18 protein-coding genes are annotated in these 16,011 nt (G+C 67.2%); 13 read left to right on the top strand and 5 right to left on the bottom strand.

Features of this window, described 5'->3' with window-relative positions:
• A partial coding sequence (locus tag B3547_RS06590) for a glycosyltransferase (RefSeq protein ID WP_292961385.1) occupies positions 1–721 on the bottom strand: 721 nt, incomplete at its 3' end.
• Positions 722–885: 164 nt separating this feature from the next.
• On the opposite strand from B3547_RS06590, the gene B3547_RS06585 reads away from it, so the two are divergent.
• The 3 genes from B3547_RS06585 to B3547_RS06575 all read left to right on the top strand — a co-directional run bounded on the left by B3547_RS06585 (position 886) and on the right by B3547_RS06575 (position 3,971).
• Positions 886–2,307 (top strand): putative O-glycosylation ligase, exosortase A system-associated, encoded by a 1,422-nt coding sequence (locus B3547_RS06585; protein WP_292961383.1) that lies wholly within the window; start codon positions 886–888, stop codon positions 2,305–2,307.
• On the top strand, positions 2,304–3,419 hold the full coding sequence (locus B3547_RS06580; protein WP_292961380.1) for an acyltransferase family protein: 1,116 nt from the start codon (positions 2,304–2,306) through the stop codon (positions 3,417–3,419). Before B3547_RS06585 ends, B3547_RS06580 begins: the two co-directional genes overlap by 4 nt.
• Positions 3,420–3,509: 90 nt before the next feature.
• A complete protein-coding gene (locus tag B3547_RS06575) occupies positions 3,510–3,971 on the top strand; it encodes a MaoC family dehydratase (protein WP_125954609.1) in 462 nt (153 codons plus the stop codon).
• Between the two features lie 52 nt (positions 3,972–4,023).
• Here B3547_RS06575 and B3547_RS06570 read toward each other — a convergent pair whose 3' ends face one another.
• The gene (locus B3547_RS06570) at positions 4,024–5,280 is read right to left on the bottom strand and encodes a polyhydroxyalkanoate depolymerase (RefSeq protein ID WP_292961376.1); all 1,257 of its coding nucleotides are present in this window, start codon (positions 5,278–5,280) and stop codon (positions 4,024–4,026) included.
• A gap of 229 nt (positions 5,281–5,509) precedes the next feature.
• Here B3547_RS06570 and B3547_RS06565 point away from each other — a divergent pair, with 229 nt between their 5' ends.
• From B3547_RS06565 to ribA, 8 genes are all read left to right on the top strand, one after another.
• Positions 5,510–7,300: an ABC transporter transmembrane domain-containing protein gene (locus B3547_RS06565; protein WP_124809940.1), complete on the top strand. Its 1,791-nt coding sequence runs from the start codon at positions 5,510–5,512 to the stop codon at positions 7,298–7,300.
• Between the two features lie 92 nt (positions 7,301–7,392).
• Entirely contained in the window at positions 7,393–8,208 is an 816-nt protein-coding gene (locus B3547_RS06560) for an undecaprenyl-diphosphate phosphatase (protein ID WP_292961373.1), read from the top strand.
• Between the two features lie 134 nt (positions 8,209–8,342).
• Entirely contained in the window at positions 8,343–8,609 is a 267-nt protein-coding gene (locus B3547_RS06555; RefSeq protein WP_124809942.1) for a GlsB/YeaQ/YmgE family stress response membrane protein, read from the top strand.
• A gap of 118 nt (positions 8,610–8,727) precedes the next feature.
• Positions 8,728–9,507 carry a polyphosphate kinase 2 gene (gene ppk2, locus B3547_RS06550; RefSeq protein ID WP_292961370.1) on the top strand — a complete coding sequence of 260 codons (780 nt, stop codon included), beginning with the start codon at positions 8,728–8,730 and terminating at the stop codon, positions 9,505–9,507.
• Between the two features lie 111 nt (positions 9,508–9,618).
• Complete coding sequence (rpmG, locus tag B3547_RS06545; RefSeq protein WP_124809944.1) at positions 9,619–9,786, top strand: 50S ribosomal protein L33; 168 nt, start codon at positions 9,619–9,621, stop codon at positions 9,784–9,786.
• Positions 9,787–9,866: 80 nt separating this feature from the next.
• A complete protein-coding gene (locus tag B3547_RS06540) occupies positions 9,867–10,553 on the top strand; it encodes a LolA family protein (protein WP_414690507.1) in 687 nt (228 codons plus the stop codon).
• A 371-nt stretch (positions 10,554–10,924) separates the two neighbouring features.
• On the top strand, positions 10,925–11,716 hold the full coding sequence (locus B3547_RS06535; protein ID WP_292961367.1) for an exodeoxyribonuclease III: 792 nt from the start codon (positions 10,925–10,927) through the stop codon (positions 11,714–11,716).
• Positions 11,713–12,777, top strand: a complete 1,065-nt coding sequence (gene ribA, locus B3547_RS06530) for a GTP cyclohydrolase II (protein ID WP_292961365.1) — start codon at positions 11,713–11,715, stop codon at positions 12,775–12,777. Before B3547_RS06535 ends, ribA begins: the two co-directional genes overlap by 4 nt.
• A 143-nt stretch (positions 12,778–12,920) precedes the next feature.
• Here the strand turns inward: ribA and B3547_RS06525 are convergent, their stop codons facing one another.
• Positions 12,921–13,220 (bottom strand): hypothetical protein, encoded by a 300-nt coding sequence (locus tag B3547_RS06525; RefSeq protein WP_125954599.1) that lies wholly within the window; start codon positions 13,218–13,220, stop codon positions 12,921–12,923.
• Between the two features lie 56 nt (positions 13,221–13,276).
• Entirely contained in the window at positions 13,277–13,624 is a 348-nt protein-coding gene (locus B3547_RS06520; RefSeq protein ID WP_124809948.1) for a hypothetical protein, read from the bottom strand.
• Positions 13,625–13,924: 300 nt separating this feature from the next.
• Here B3547_RS06520 and B3547_RS06515 point away from each other — a divergent pair, with 300 nt between their 5' ends.
• Entirely contained in the window at positions 13,925–14,104 is a 180-nt protein-coding gene (locus B3547_RS06515; protein WP_124809949.1) for a DUF465 domain-containing protein, read from the top strand.
• 14 nt (positions 14,105–14,118) lie between these two features.
• Positions 14,119–15,111: a TerC family protein gene (locus tag B3547_RS06510; protein ID WP_292961360.1), complete on the top strand. Its 993-nt coding sequence runs from the start codon at positions 14,119–14,121 to the stop codon at positions 15,109–15,111.
• Here the strand turns inward: B3547_RS06510 and B3547_RS06505 are convergent.
• The coding region (locus tag B3547_RS06505) for a RecQ family ATP-dependent DNA helicase (protein ID WP_292961358.1) at positions 15,095–16,011 on the bottom strand (917 nt) is incomplete at its 5' end. The two genes, B3547_RS06510 and B3547_RS06505, sit on opposite strands and share 17 nt — an antisense overlap.

The following is a 16,011-nucleotide window of genomic DNA, read 5'->3' as shown; positions in this document are numbered from 1 at the left end:
CGATCAGATCGTCCAGCCCTTCATAGGGATAGAAGCTGCCGAGAAAGCCGATCACCGGCCCGTCGCCCAGCCCCAGCGCTTCGGCCAGCGCCGGATCGCGCGGCTGTGCCTGCCCGAACATGGTAAGATCCACGCCGTTGGGCATGATCGACAGGCGATCGCGCGCAACGCCCCGCGCCGCCAGATCCTCCAGCAGGCCGCGGCAGATCGTCACCACCGCATCGGCGCCGGCAACCACGCGGTTCTCGAGCTGGCGGGTCAGCCAGTAGCGCGGCGAACCCTCGCGGCCGGTGCCATTGCCCACGGCGGCGTCTTCCCAGAACGCGCGGATTTCATAGACCACCGGAATGCCGAGCCGCCGCCCGGCGCGCACGGCGGCAAGGCCGCACAGCGCCGGCGAATGGGCGTGCAGCACGTCCGGCCGCCACGCGCGGGCCACCGCTTCGATCCGGCTGGCCAGAGCAACCACCTCGCGCCACTCGCGCACCCCCACGATGCCTTCGGCTTCCCCCGGCGTGCGATGGAATTCCAGCCCGTCGATCTGTTCGGGCGCGCCGTCTTCCGCCACCAGCGGCCCATCCGGCAAGCGGTGACGCTGCCCGGTGATCGCGCGCACCTCGATCCCTTGCGCCTGCTGGGCCTTGAGGATCGCGCGCGTGCGAAAGGTGTAGCCGCTGTGCAGCGGCAGGCTGTGGTCGAGAACGTGCAGAACGCGGGTCATGCCCCTTTCCTGCCACGCAAGCCTTAACGCGCCGTCAACCCCGTTCCGCTAAGCCCGCGGTCCCGGCAACGATCATCGCGCGGACATGACCCTGACGCCCTCCCCCCTGTCGCACTGCCGTTTGCCGCGCCTGCCCGGAACGTTGCGCCGCCAGCGGGGCCGCCGTGCTTAACCTGTTCCTTACCGCCTTCGTGCTGGCTTTCCTGGGCGCCGGGATGCGCCGGCCGTTCCTGCTGGTGCTGGCCTATACCTATATCGACATCGTCGCGCCGCAGAAGGTCACCTGGGGCTTCCTCGCCCATATCCCGATCTCGCTGATAGCGTTCGTCTGCGCGTTCGGCGCCTGGATGGTGGCCGAAAACAAGCAGGGCATCCGCTTCTCGTTCCGCCAGTTCCTGCTCCTGCTGCTGCTGGTCTATTGTGGGCTGACCACCCGCACCGCCGACTTTCCGGTGGAAGCTGCGGAAAAGTGGGGCTGGGTGTGGAAGGCACTGGTCTTCGCGATGTTCCTGCCGCTCACCCTGCGCACGCGCCTGCGCATCGAGGCGCTGGCATTGGTGATGGTGCTGTCCATCAGCGTGATCGTGATCGGCGGCGGGATCAAGACGCTGTCCTCCGGCGGCGGCTATGGCGAACTGAAGCTGCTGGTGAACGATAACACCGGCCTTTACGAAGGCAGCACGCTGTCGATGGTGGCGGTTGCGATCATGCCGCTGATCTACTGGCTGGCGCGGTACGGCACTATCTTCAAACCGGGAAAGCTGGTCACGCTGTATGCCCTGGGGCTCGGCTTTGCCTGCCTGCTGATCCCCGTGGGCACGCAGACGCGCACCGGCCTGCTGTGCGTGCTGTTGCTGGGCGTGCTCGTGCTTCGCACCACCAAACGGCGCTTCACCTATCTCGCGGCAGCGGGGGTACTGGCCGTGGTGGCGATGCCATTCCTGCCCAAGAGCTATACCGATCGCATGAGCACGATCGAAAATCACCAATCGGATCAGTCCGCCTCCACCCGCGTGGCGGTGTGGAAATGGACGTGGGAATTCGCCAAGCACAACCCCTTCGGCGGAGGGTTCGAAGCCTATCGCCAGAACGAGGTGAGCTACAAGACCATCAACACCGACTATGCCGGCAAGAACAACGCCGCGCTCGAAACCAACGATATCGTGGAAAAGGGCCGCGCCTATCATTCGGCCTACTTCGAGATGCTGGGCGAGCAGGGCTATCCCGGACTGGGCCTTTGGCTGACGCTGCACCTTCTGGGGCTGTGGCAGATGGAGCGGGTGCGCGCACGCTGGACCAAGCGGGGTGGCCCGCAGGAGAGCCTGCCCGATGCGCGATGGATCGGGCCTCTGGCCAATGCGCTGCAACAGGGGCAGTTGGTCTATATGGTCGGCGGCAGCTTCGTCGGCATCGCCTTCCAGCCCTTTATGTACATGCTGATCGGGCTGCAGATCGGCCTGCGCGCCTATGCCATGCGGATCGACCCGAGCCGGGAGACGTTCCGTCCGCTTCGACGGGTTAACGCGCCGGCACGCGCGGCGACACAGGGCAGTTCGGGGCAGCCCCCGCTGAGCGCCCCCAGATGAGCGAGCCCCATCTCCACAAACCGAGCGAACGCAGACCACGCCATCTCGACGCGCTGACCGGCCTGCGCGGGATAGCGGCGTGGCTGGTGGTCCTCTATCATATCCGCTTGTCGCTGGTGTCCATACTGCCCCCAGGCGTCATCGCGGTCCTGGCGCGCGGCTATCTGGCGGTGGATCTGTTCTTCGTCCTGTCCGGCTTCGTCATGTGGTACAATTATGCCGTTCCACTGGCGTCGGGTGGGCCGCGCGCCGCCGCCCGTTTCCTGTGGCGAAGGATGGCGCGAATCTGGCCGTTGCACCTGTTGATACTCGGCGGCTTCGTGTTGTTCCGAGCGGCGCTGACCGTTTCCGGGCGCCCCGTGGAGGGGCTACCACTGGCCGAATTGCCGCTACAGGTGCTGCTCATCCAGAACTGGGGCTTTACGCACGAACTGGCCTGGAACCACCCGGCCTGGTCGATCAGCACCGAATTCGCCGCCTATCTGGTGTTTCCCGCGATTGTCGCGGCGGGCCAGCCGATCATGGGCCGCCGTCGCCTGGCGATCGCGATCGCGGCGCTGCTGCTGGCGGGAGAATATGCGCTGTTCACGCACCAGGGTCTGCGCACGCTGGGCGCGGACATCCCCACCATGGGGCTGTGGCGCTGCCTGATCGGCTTCATGCTGGGCACGCTGGCCTGCGTGATCTGGCAAGCGGCACGATCACCGCGCGCCTGGCCCTGGGCGCTGTTCGCGGCGGGCTGGATCGCGCTGGGGAGCGTGGCCGGCTGGCCTGAAACCGCGATCGTCCCGCCCGCGATCGTCACCGCGATGCTGGCGCTGATTTATGATAAGGGGCCGCTGGCACGCTTTCTCTCCAGCCACGCGGCGGTGTGGCTGGGAGAGGTGAGCTATTCCACCTACCTCGCGCACGCCTTTCTGTTCCTGGTGTTCAAGCTGCTGTTCGTTGATGCCTCGCTACAAATCGGCTGGGCGGGACTGGCGGCCTATCTCCTGCTGCTGCTGATCGCGTCGTGGGCGCTTTATCGCCTGATCGAAAAGCCGGCCCAGCGCTGGCTCAATGCGCGAACGCCGGGCTGGACCCGCCCCTTGCCCGCGTCCCCCGCCGAATAGCCCGTCCGTCCTGACCGGATTGCGCCCGGTTGCACCTTTGCAAGGGTCCGTCCATGATGGCGGAACAAGAGAATGCAGGAGAGCAACGGTATGGCGAGGATCATTCCCGCGACAGAAATCAAGGCGCTGGCAGGCACGATCGTGGGCACATCGGAATGGGTCGAGGTCAGCCAGGAACGAATCAACCAGTTCGCCGAAGCGACCGGTGACTTCCAGTTCATCCACGTCGACGAGGAAAAGGCCAAGCTGACGCCGTTCGGCGGCACGATCGCGCACGGCTTCCTCACGCTGTCGCTGATCCCGCTGCTGACGCAACTCAGCGATTGTCCGCGCCCCGAAGGCATCAAGATGGGCGTGAACTATGGCGGCAACCGCACCCGCTTCCTCACCCCCGTCCGTTCGGGCAAGCGCGTGCGCGGCGTGTTCAAGCTGCTGGAGATCGAGGAGAAGCGCCCCGGCCAGTGGCAGCAGTCCATGGAAATCACGGTGGAGATCGAAGGCGAGTCGAAGCCCGCCCTGATCTGCGAGTGGCTGACCCAGTTCTTCGTCTGAGAAGCGGCGTTTCGGGACGGTGCGGGAAGGCTTCTTTCCGCACCGTCTGTCTTCAGGCGACGGCCGTCAGCTTGCGGCCCTTGCCCCGGCCTTCGTGGCGCACGATCCACGCATCGACCACCGGCGCGATCTTGGTCCGCCAGCGCGATCCGTTGAAGATGCCGTAGTGCCCCGCCTCGGCGGCGAGGAGGTACTGCTTCATTTCCTCCGGCACGTTCGGCGTCACCTTGAGCGCGGCCTTGGTCTGGCCGATGCCCGAGATGTCGTCCCGCTCGCCCTCGATGCACAGGATCGCGGTGTCGTGGATCGCGCCCAGATCGACCGCGTGCCCGCGATGGACGAATTCGCCCTTGGGCAGCGCGTGGCGCTGGAACACGACATCCACGGTCTGCAGATAGAACTCCGCCGGCAGATCGCAGACGGCGCGGTATTCGTCATAGAATGTCTTGGTCGCCTCGGCGCCTTCGCCATCGCCCTGCACCAGGTGCTTGAACAGCGAATAGTGGCTCATCATGTGGCTGCCGAGGTTCATCGACATGAAGCTCGCGAGCTGGACGAAGCCCGGATAGACCTGCCGCCCCTCGCCCGGATAGTTCACCGGCACCGTGGTGATGACGTTGTGCTTGAACCACACATAGGGCTTGGTGATCGCGTGATCGTTCACCGCCGTGGGCGATTCGCGGGTATCGATCGGCCCGCCCATCATCGTCAGCGTCACAGGTCGGCACGGATGCTCTTTGGCCGCCATGATCGCGGTGGCGGCAAAGGCCGGTACCGAAGGCTGGCATACCGCCATCATGTGCGCGCCGGGGCCGATATATTCGAGGAAGCCGACCAGATAGTCGATGTAATCGTCCAGGTCGAAGCGCCCTTCGGCCAGCGGCACGTACTTCGCGTCGGCCCAGTCCGTTATGTAGACCACGCAGCGTTCCAGCATCCGTTCCACCGTGCCGCGCAGCAGCGTGGCGTAATGGCCGCTCATCGGCGCCACGATCAGCAGGCGCGGCGCGTCGGGCGGAAGCCCTTCGTGCGTGAACTTCTTGAGATCGCCGAACGGGCGATGGATTTCCGTCGATTCCCGGACCGCGTGGGTCGTGCCATCGACATGGATCGTGCGGATGCCGAACGCCGGCTTGCCGCGCGGGGCCGCCGCGTGGGCGAACACTTCCAGCGCCGATGCCATCATCTGGCTGGGGCCGAAGCCGCTGAACGGAAGCCGGGGATCGCCCAGCAGATCCGCTGTCATCGACGCCATCGCGCTGCTCGCGCTGAGCAGGGAGCGCTGGATTTCATAGGCCTTGTAGAGCACGGCCGTTGTCCTTGTTCTGTTGCCCGGCAACACCGGGACTCGCTTGCCCCCAGATTGCCGCGATTCGTTGCCTTGTGCAACGCAACATTGAAGATCGCGCTACGACCGGACCAAACCGGACCCTAATCCTCGCCCCGATCGCGCGGGATGGACTGCGGAAAAAGCATTGCCACGCCTTACCGGCATGCGCCCCCTTCCTGCGCGGGCGCGCTTCGGCTAGGCGAGCGGAATGGACGAGGGAACCCAGCCTGTCGAAGCCCCGCGCCCCGCGCGCACCCTGACCCCCTTGCGCATGGTATGGCGCCAGGCGCTCGACTATCCGGGACGGGTCGCCGCCGCCGCTGCCGCGCTGCTCGTCACCGCCAGCGCCACGCTGGCGATCCCCTCCGGCCTCAAGCTGATCGTCGACAAGGGCTTCTCGCAAGGGGCGGACATCACCGAGATCGGCCGCTGGTTCCGCTATCTGCTGCTGGTCGTGCTGGTGCTGGCCGTCGGCACCGCCTGCCGGTTCTATTTCGTGTCGTGGCTGGGCGAGCGCGTGGTCGCCGACATCCGCCTGAAAGTGCAGGCCAACCTGCTGCGCCTGCCGCCCAGCTTCTTCGAAACCAACAGCCCCCGGGAAATCTCCTCGCGCATGACGTCGGACACGGCGATCATCGAACAGGTGGTCGGCACCACGGTTTCGGTGGCGCTGCGCAACGCGATCATGGCGCTGGGCGGCATGATCTACCTGTTCGTGCTGGCGCCGAAGCTGACCGGCGCGGTGATCATCGGCATCCCGCTCGTGGTCCTGCCGATCGTGTGGTTCGGCCGGCGCGTGCGCTCCGTTTCGCGGTCGAGCCAGGACCGCGTCGCCGCGATCGGCGTGATCGTGTCGGAAACGCTGGGCGCGATGAAGATCGTCCAGGCCTTCGGGCAGGAAAAGCGCGAGCTGGAGCGGTTCGGCGAGCGGGTCGAACGCACGTTCGACGTGGCCCGCCGCCGCATCATCCTGCGCGCGGTGATGACGGCGATCGTCATCCTGCTGGTGTTTGGCGGCATCGTCCTGCTCGTGTGGGAAGGCGCGGTGGGTGTGGCCGAAGGCACGATCAGCGGCGGCACGATCTTCGCGATCGTGGTGACGGCGGGCCTCGTCGCCGGCGCGCTGGGCGCGCTGACCGAGGTCTATGGCGACCTGCTGCGCGGCGCCGGCGCGGCCAGCCGCCTCAACGAACTGCTGCTGGAACAGCCCGACATCGCCCCGCCCGCGCGGCCGACCGCGCTGCCCGTGCCGCCGCGCGGCCAGCTGGCGTTCCAGAACGTCGGCTTCCGCTATCCCAGCCGCCCGGAAGTGGCGGCGCTGGAGGACTTCTCGCTGACCGTCGAACCGGGCGAGACGGTGGCGATCGTCGGGCCTTCCGGCGCGGGCAAGTCCACGCTGTTCCTGCTGGCGCAGCGGTTCTACGATCCGCAGGCGGGTACCGTGCGCATCGACGGCGTGCCGCTGCCGTCGGCCGACCCGGCGGAAATCCGCGCGCGGATGGCGCTGGTGCCGCAGGACGGCACGCTGTTCGCCGCCAGCGCGCGCGACAACCTGCGCTATGGCAACTGGGCCGCCAGCGACGAGGATATCTGGGAAGCGGCGCGCGCCGCCAATGCCGAAAGCTTCCTCCGCGCGCTGCCCGAAGGGCTCGATACCTTCCTTGGCGAGGACGGCGCACGCCTTTCCGGAGGCCAGCGCCAGCGCATCGCCATCGCCCGCGCGGTGCTGCGCAACGCCCCGATCCTGCTGCTTGACGAAGCGACCAGCGCGCTGGACGCCGAAAGCGAACAGCTGGTACAGGCCGCGCTCGACCGGCTGATGAAGGACCGCACCACGCTGGTCATCGCGCACCGGCTGGCGACGATCCGCGCGGCCGACCGGATCATCGTGATGGACGGCGGCAAGATCGTCGAACAGGGCAACCACGCCAGCCTGACCGCCGCCAACGGGCTTTACGCCCGGCTTGCGCGGTTGCAGTTTCAGGACGCCGCCGCCTGATCGCGTGTGCCCCGCAAGGCATTGCCGAAATTTAAGGTCGCCGAACGCCGACCGCCCTTGACACCGTGCTGCGGTGCGGCAACGCCCTGCGCATGGACAGCACGATCGTTACCGCCGTACTGCTCGGCATCGTCGAGGGCCTCACCGAGTTCCTTCCGGTCTCCTCGACAGGGCACCTCATCCTTGCCACCGAACTGTTCGGCTATGACGCCGCGCAATGGGCCATGTTCAACGTGGTGATCCAGCTGGGCGCGATTCTGGCGGTGGTCGTGCAATACTGGCGCACGTTCTGGGCCGTCGGCATGGGCCTGCTCCGGCTGGAGCCGCTGTCGCTGCGCTTCCTGCGCAACCTGCTGGCCGCGTTCATGCCGGCCGCGGTCATCGGCCTGCTGCTCAAGCACCAGATCGAGGGTCTGCTCGGCAGCCCGCTGGTGGTGTGCTGGGCGCTGATCGTGGGCGGCATCGGCATTCTCGTGGTCGAACGCTTCGCAAAGGGCGGTGAACCGACCGGGATCGGCCAGTTGCCGCTGCGACAGGCCGTGGGCGTGGGCTTCGTGCAGTGCCTGGCCATGATCCCCGGCGTCAGCCGTTCGGGCGCGACCATCATGGGCGCGCTGGCCATGGGCATCGAGCGCCGCACCGCCGCCGAATTCAGCTTCTTCCTGGCCATCCCGACGATGCTGGGGGCGACCACGCTGGAACTGCTCGACAAGCGGCACGAACTGGCCGCCGGCACGCTGGGCGTGGGCTGGAGCGAGATCGCGGTGGGTTTCTTCGTCTCGTTCGTGGTGGCGCTGGCGGTGATCCGCTTCTTCGTCGCCTATGTCAGCCGGCACGGCTTCACGCCGTTCGCATGGTACCGCATCGTGGCGGGCGCGGCGGCGATGTTCTGGCTGCTGCGCGCCTGACCGCCCCACCGGTCCCCGCCCCACCGATTCTCCCAGCCGCCGATCAATCGCGCCATAACGGCGGGGTTTCCGGAACCAAATCCCCGCCGCCGGATTGTGAAAGGCATCAAGGCAACAATGGGGATGTCCGGAAAATGGGTATCATCGTCCTTCTCATCGTGGGTGGCATTCTGGGCTGGTTGGCCAGCATCGTGATGCGCACCGACGCACAGCAGGGTATCTTCCTCAATATCGTGGTCGGCATCGTCGGCGCCATGCTCGGCGGGTTTCTGCTCACGCCCTTCATCGGCGGCGGCAGCATCACCCAGGGCATTTCGGCGGGCAGCCTTATCGTGTCGTTCCTCGGCGCGGTGATCCTGCTGGCGATCGTCAATCTGGTGCGGCGCGGTTCGGTTCGCTGAACGCTACGAATTGGAATCCCGAGGGAAAGGGGCGGCCACTCGCGGGCTGCCCCTTTCTTGTATGCCCCTTTTTCGTGCACGCTCACCCTCCGTTCGAATCGCACAGGCACGGGGCTCCATGAGTGAACTGAAGAAGAAGGACTACGAAGACCTGCTGGAACCCATGCAGGAGGAACTGACCTGCATGGCGCGCTGGGTAGCAAAGACCGGCGCGCGCGTGCTGGTGATCTTCGAAGGGCGCGACACCGCGGGCAAGACCGGCGTGATTCACGCCATCCTCCAGCGGCTCAACCCCCGCCAGTGCCGCGCCGTGGCGCTGCCCAAGCCAACCGAGCGCGAACAGGGCCAGTGGTACTTCCAGCGCTATATCGCCAACCTCCCCGCCGCCGGGGAGATCGTGCTGTTCGACCGCAGCTGGTACAACCGTGCCGGTGTCGAGCGCGTGATGGGCTATGCCAGCGAGGATCAGGTCCGCGCCTTCCTGGCGCAGGCGCCCGCGTTCGAGAAGCTGCTGGTGACGGACGGCCTGCTGCTGTTCAAATACTGGCTGACCTGCGACCAGGAGGAACAGGAACGGCGCTTTGCCGAGCGCCGCGACGATCCGATGAAGCGCTGGAAGCTCTCCCCGGTCGATCTGGAGGCGCGCGGCAAGTACGCGGCCTACACCGAAGCGCGCGAGGCGATGCTGGCGGCCACCCACACGCCCGAATCGCCGTGGACGCTGGTGGACTTCAACGACCAGCGCCGGGGCCGGCTGACCGTGATCCGCAACCTGCTGGACCGCATGCCCGATACCCGCGTGGATGTGCCACCGCTCGATCTGCCGCCGCTGAAGGACAAGCCGCTCAAGGAACGCTTCGGTCTGGTGGAACCGCTGCACCCTTATCCCAAGGCTTGACTTTCGCGTGATTCTCCCCCAACGCCCGCGCCCTGCGAAGGCGGCGTGGCAACGCGCCGCCGCAATAGTTTTCAGCACGCGCGCGCAAGCTAGTTCAGGATTGTTAGAGCCATGGCAAAGCCCACCACCGTCAAGATTCGTCTGGTCTCGACCGCCGACACCGGCTTCTTCTATGTCACCAAGAAGAATCCCCGCAACAGCACCGAGAAGTTCAGCTTCCGCAAGTACGATCCGGTGGCGCGCAAGCACGTCGAATTCAAGGAAGCCAAGATCAAGTAAGGCGTTCCGCCTACCGTTCGCCGGAACCTTCCCGGTTCACGGCGAGTTCAACGCCGGTCCTGCAACAAACGGCGATGAACATGATACTTGATCTCTTCCGCCTTCCCGGCCGATCCCGCCTGATGCACGCCGTCGCGGTTTCCGCGATGGCGTCCGCTGGCCTTGGCGCCGTGATGGCCCCGGCCCCGCTCGCGGCGCAGAACGCGCCCGCGCCGGCTCCCGCCAACGACGTCGACCGCGCGGTGGATGCGCTGCGCGCGATCACCACGATGCGCGCCAACTTCGTCCAGACCGACCGGTCCGGCCAGTCGCTGTCCGGCGTGATGACGATGAAGCGCCCGGGCAAGATTCGCTTCCAGTACGAACGCGGCGTGCCTTTGCTGATCGTTTCGGACGGGCGCGCGCTGACGCTGATCGATTACGAGGTGCGGCAGGTCCAGCGCTGGCCGATCCGCAACAGCCCGCTGGGCGCGTTGCTTGATCCCAGCAAGGATGTCGCCCGCTTTGCGCGGCTGATACCGACCAACCATTCCAGCGTGGTCAGCATCGAGGTGCGCGACACGCGCCACCCCGAATACGGCACGATCACGCTGATCTTCATTCGCAAGGCTTCCGCGCCGGGCGGACTCGAACTCGACAGCTGGGTTGCGCTCGATTCGCAGAACAAGCGAACCACCGTGCGCCTGTCGGGCCAGCAATACGGCATCGATGTGCCGGAAAACACGTTCCGCTGGAACGATCCGCGTCCCAACTCGCCCAAGCACTGACACGGTCTGCCCGCGATCCCGGCGACCCGTTCTTTACCGGACGGGCCTTCCCGCCGTTCGTCGTCGGCACGCGGCGCTTCGGCAACAACCTGTGCGCGGCACGCGACAAGCTGCGACAAACTTGTCGTTTCCGTTCATCCGCCAGCAAGCGCGGCGGTCCTAGAAAGGGTTCAGACGAGGCGGTCGAGGCGGGTTTCCCCCCTGTTGCCCGGCCTTCGAAAAGCCGCCGCGTCTAAGCGTGACGAACGCAGATGGAACCCTCGCCCCCAATGCCCCCGGGGCGAGGGTTTTTCCTTGCCCCTTCAGGCAGCGATCACGAGACAGCGCTTCGGGCTTGCACCGGCCACCGGCCTGCACCTAAAGCCTTGGCCATGGTCTCTATCGCTACCTGGAACATCAATTCCGTCCGCCTGCGCATCGATCAGGTCGAGCGCTTCCTGGCCGAACAGGCGCCCGACGTCCTGTGCCTCCAGGAAATCAAGACCGCCGAGGAACTGTTCCCGCACGAAATGTTCGAACGGCTGGGCTATACCCACCGCGCGGTGCATGGGCAGAAGGGCTACCACGGCGTCGCCACGGTCAGCCGCGTTCCCTTCCGCGAGATCGGCCGGCACGATTGGCAGGACAATGGCGAGGCGCGCCATGTGGGCGTGGAACTGCTCGGCCCCGGCCAGGGGATGTTGCTGGAAAACGTCTATATCCCGGCGGGCGGTGACATTCCCGACCGTGAACTCAACCCCAAGTTCGGACAGAAGCTCGATTTCCTCGAACGGATGACGCGCTGGGCGGACAAAGTGGACCGGCCCACGCTGATCGTCGGCGATTTCAACATCGCCCCGCTCGAATCGGACGTCTACAGCCACAAGGCGCTGCTCAAGGTGGTCAGCCACACCCCGATCGAGGTCGAAACGCTGGGCCGCTTCCGCGACGCGCACGGCTGGATCGACCTGGGACGCAAGCATATCCCCGCGCCAGAGCGGAACTACAGCTGGTGGAGCTATCGCTCGTACTGGCGCAACAAGGACCAGGGCCGGCGGCTCGACCACATGTGGGCCTCGCCCGATCTTGCCGCGCAATCGACGAGCCACCGCTTCATCGAGGAAACGCGCAAGTGGGACCAGCCTTCGGACCACATACCGCTGGTGACCGGGTTCGATCTGTGAGCGATACGCGCACGGTCGCGCGCGCGCTGGACGCACTGCGCCACGGCTGGGCCGTGCGCGTGACCGCCGATGATGGCGCGCTGGACCTGCTCCCGGCGGAAACCGGCTTTGCCCAGCCCGGCGTCTATGCCGCGAATCTCCTGATATCGGCCGCCCGTGCGGCCACGCTGAAGCTCGCGAACCAGCGCGAAGCGGCCGTGCCCGAGGCCCCGGTGCTGATCCACGGCGCCGACCCGTTCACCCAGCTCAGTGCGCGCGAGCTGGCCGATCCCTCGCTCGATCTGGACCGCCCGCTGCGCGGCCCGTTCCGCGCCCTGCCGATCGCGGCGCACGAAGCCGCCGTCACCGCGATGGAACTGGCGCGGCTGGGCGGCATCCTCCCCGCCTTCCTGGTGGCGACGGGAGTAGAACCGGCGGTCACGGTCTCCGCCGCCGACCTCGCGGCGTTCAAGGACCCGCTCAACCTGACCATCCAGGCGCGCGCGCGCCTGCCGGTTCACGCCTGCGAACACGCCGAGATTGTGGCGTTCCGCGCGCGCGACGACCTGCGCGAACACGTCGCGCTGATTCTCGGCACGCAGAGCGGCGAGCGCGTGCCGCTGGTCCGCCTGCACAGCGAATGCCTGACCGGCGACGTGCTGGGCAGCCTGAAGTGCGATTGCGGCCCACAGCTTGACGCCGCGCTGGCGCGCATGGCGGAGGAAGCCAACGCCGGCGGCTGGGGCGTGCTGCTCTATCTGCGCCAGGAAGGGCGCGGCATCGGCCTTATCAACAAGCTGCGCGCCTACGAACTGCAGGACCAGGGCTTCGACACCGTGGACGCCAACGAGCGGCTTGGCCTGCCCAGCGAGGCGCGCGACTTTCCCGTGGCGGCGCGGATGCTCGATCTGCTGGGCGTCACCACGATCCGGCTGATGACCAACAATCCCGGCAAGGTGGCCGCGCTGCAGGAACTGGGCGTGGACGTGGAGGAGCGCGTGGCGCACCAGTTGCCCGCCAACCCGCACAACGAACGCTACCTCGCCACCAAGCGCGACCGCACCGGCCACCTGCTGCGGTAAGGCAGGCGGTGCATCGCCCGCTTCGTCCCCGCTTCGTCATTGCGAGCGACCCGCGAAGCAATCCAGAGCCCCGCGCGCCACGCCCTAGATTGCCGCGGGGCTTCGCCCCTCGCAATGACGAATAAAGGCGCCGCCGTCCGGCTCTACAACGCCCGGAACATGATCAGGCCGACGCACAGCACCAGCACGGCCGCGCCGGCGACGCCCTTCATCACATCCTTCAGCGTGAACCGGTCGATATGATCGCCGCGGAACCGGGCATAGCCGCTGGCGATGGCGGGATTGCTGGCGATCATGCCGATGTCGAGCGCATTGGCCTCGCGTCGGAAATAGGAGACGAGCACGCCGTGCTCCTCGGTGGATACGTCGGGGTAGGCCGCCAGCAGCGCCTCGATATGCGCGCGACGGGCGAGAGCAGCGGGGCTGCTTTCCTGAATGGTCATGTCGGTATTCCTGATATGCGTGAAGTCTGCGCCCGAACGTGGGGCGCGGTGGCACATCAGGGGGTGGGCGGACCTCGTGGCGCGATCTTGCGCGCCAGCGGCGCGGGAAGCGGCGGGCCGGTCTGGTCGGGCCAGGCATGGGGAATCGCCGCAACCAGCGGCATCGCCGGCAAGACGACGGCCGACACCGTCGGCAGCACCGGCGCGATCTGCACGACGTGGCGCTCGACCGCGGTCTTGCGCGCGGGCGCGATGGCGACTTCCGCCGTGGCCGCGCTGAACGCCGATCCGCTGCGCACGACCAGCGGCGCCTCGAAAGGCGTGACCGCATGGAACGCCACGGTCAGGACCAGCAGCGCGGCCCAGAACCGCGCCGCCAGCCGAGAAGGAAGCCGGCTCAGCACCCGGCCAACGTAGGGATTGGGCGCGCGAACGGCAAGCGCGCGGGCCGGTTTCGGCGCCCCGCCCTCACCCTTGCCCGGCCGGGGACTTGAAATCCGGAGCGATTCGGTCCACAAAGGGATCGCGGGACCGGGCCCCTCTGGCTTGGCGCGCTGGCCCATTCGGGCAGGCGCCTTGCGATGTCGGACCGCATCGGGTGACACCGATGCCTGCCGGTCCGGGTTCCTTCCCATTTCCCGCCCATGGACCGCAGGGCTTCGGTGCGCCCGATCGAACCAACCGTTTCGATCGAGGAGCGAACGATGTCCGACATTACCTTCCGCCTGATGGAGCGCCACCAGCAGATCGACGAGGCGCTGCGCGCCGAGCGCCGCCGCCGCTGGCCCGATCCGCTGGCAATCCTGCGCCTGACGCGCGCCAAGCTGGCGCTGCGCCAGCGCCTTGGCCGCCTGATGCGCCGCCGCATCGCCCTGCACGGCTAAGGCGGAGAGCGACCATGGAAATTCTGTTCGCGGACTGGCTGGGCACTCCGGCCTGGCTGTGGCTGGTCTTCGCCGGCCTGGTCGTCGCGCTCACCGCTTTCGACCTTGGCGTGCTGCACAAGGACGACCGGGCCATGGGCATCGGCGAATCGCTGCGGCTGACCGCCTTCTACATCACCATCGCCCTACTCTTCGGCGCCTGGGTCTGGGCCGAAAAGGGCGCCGGTTCCGGCATGGCCTGGTACACCGGGTTCTTCATCGAAAAGGCGCTGTCGATCGACAACGTCTTCGTCATCGGCCTGATCTTCGGCACCTTCGCGATTCCGGCGAAGTACCAGTACCGCGCGCTGCTGTGGGGCATCATCGGCGTGATCGTGCTGCGCGGCGCGATGATCGCGGCGGGGGCGGCGCTGGTCTCCGAAGCCTATTGGGTGCTCTATCTTTTCGCCGCCTTCCTGATCGTCACCGGCGTGAAGATGCTGCTGGGCGGCGATCACGAACCCGACGTGGCCAACAACCCCGCCGTGCGCTGGATCAGCCGCCACATGCGCGTGACACCCGCGCTCCACGGCCAGCGCTTCTTCGTGCGCGTGCCCGATCGCCGCACCGGCCGGCTGGTGCTGGCCGCGACGCCGCTGTTCCTGGCGCTGGTGGTCATCAACGTCGCCGATCTGGTGTTCGCGGTGGACAGTGTGCCGGCGATCTTCGCGATCACCACCGACCCCTTCATCGTCTATACCTCGAACATCATGGCGGTGCTGGGCCTACGCGCGCTCTATTTCGCGCTTTCGGCGATGGTCGACCGCTTCCAGTACCTCAAGGTCTCGCTGGCGGCGGTGCTGGTGTTCATCGGCGCCAAGATCTTCGTGTCCGACTTCCTGCTGGGCGGCGCGAAGTTTCCGCCGCTGGCCAGCCTGGGCGTGACGTTCGGCCTGATCGCGGCGGGCGTCCTCTATTCGCTGTGGAAGACGCGCAGCGCGCCACCTGCGCTCAATGCTGCCGAATGACCTTGAGGAACTGCTCGCCATAGGCGTCGAGCTTGCGCGCGCCCACCCCGCCGATCCCGCCCAGTTCGGCGCGGTTGGCGGGGCGGGTTGCCGCCATCTCGCGCAGCACCGAATCGTGGAAGATCACATAGGGCGGCACGCCCTGTTCCTGCGCCAGATCGCGGCGCAGCGCGCGCAGCGCGTCGAACAGCGGATCGCCCACCGGGTTGAGCGCGGCACCGGCCGCCCCCTTGCGCCGCCGGCCGCCGCCTTCCTGACGCGGCGGCAGGATCAGGTCGACGCGCACATCGCCCTTCAGGATTTCGCGCGCATCGCCGCCCAGCGCCAGCCCGCCATGCTCGGTGGCGACAAGGCTGCCGCGCGCCTGCAAGGCCCGCGATAGCACACGCAGCAGCGGCGCGTCCTCCGCCGGCACGATGCCGAAGACCGACAGCTGATCGTGCCCCCGCGCCGTCACGCGTTCATCAGCGTGGCCGGTCAGCACTTTCTCGATATGACCGAAGCCGAAGCTCTGCCCCGTGCGATAGACGGCGGACAGGAACTTGCGCGCCAGTTCGGTGGCATCGGTCTGCGCGGGCGGAGACAGGCAGTTGTCGCAATTGCCGCAGGTCGGCGGCGGGTCCTCGCCGAAGTGGCGCAGCAGCACCGCGCGGCGGCACCCCCCGGCCTCGACCAGCCCGGCCATGGCATCCAGACGCTGGCGTTCGCTGGCGCGGCGGTGCTCCTCAACCTCGCCGATCCGCTGGCGCGCGCGCAGGAAATCGTCGGCGCCCCACAGCAGCAGCGCCACCGACGGATCGCCATCGCGCCCGGCGCGCCCGGTTTCCTGGTAATAGCCCTCGATCGACTTGGGCAGCGCGGCATGGGCCACGAAGCGCACGTCCGGCTTGTCGATGCCCA

It is taken from the genome of Novosphingobium sp. UBA1939, assembly GCF_002336885.1.
In the GTDB taxonomy this organism is placed as follows: Bacteria; Pseudomonadota; Alphaproteobacteria; order Sphingomonadales; family Sphingomonadaceae; genus Novosphingobium.
The sequence above is the reverse complement of the archived record's forward strand: the minus strand, read 5'-3'. Positions and strand labels throughout refer to the sequence as shown.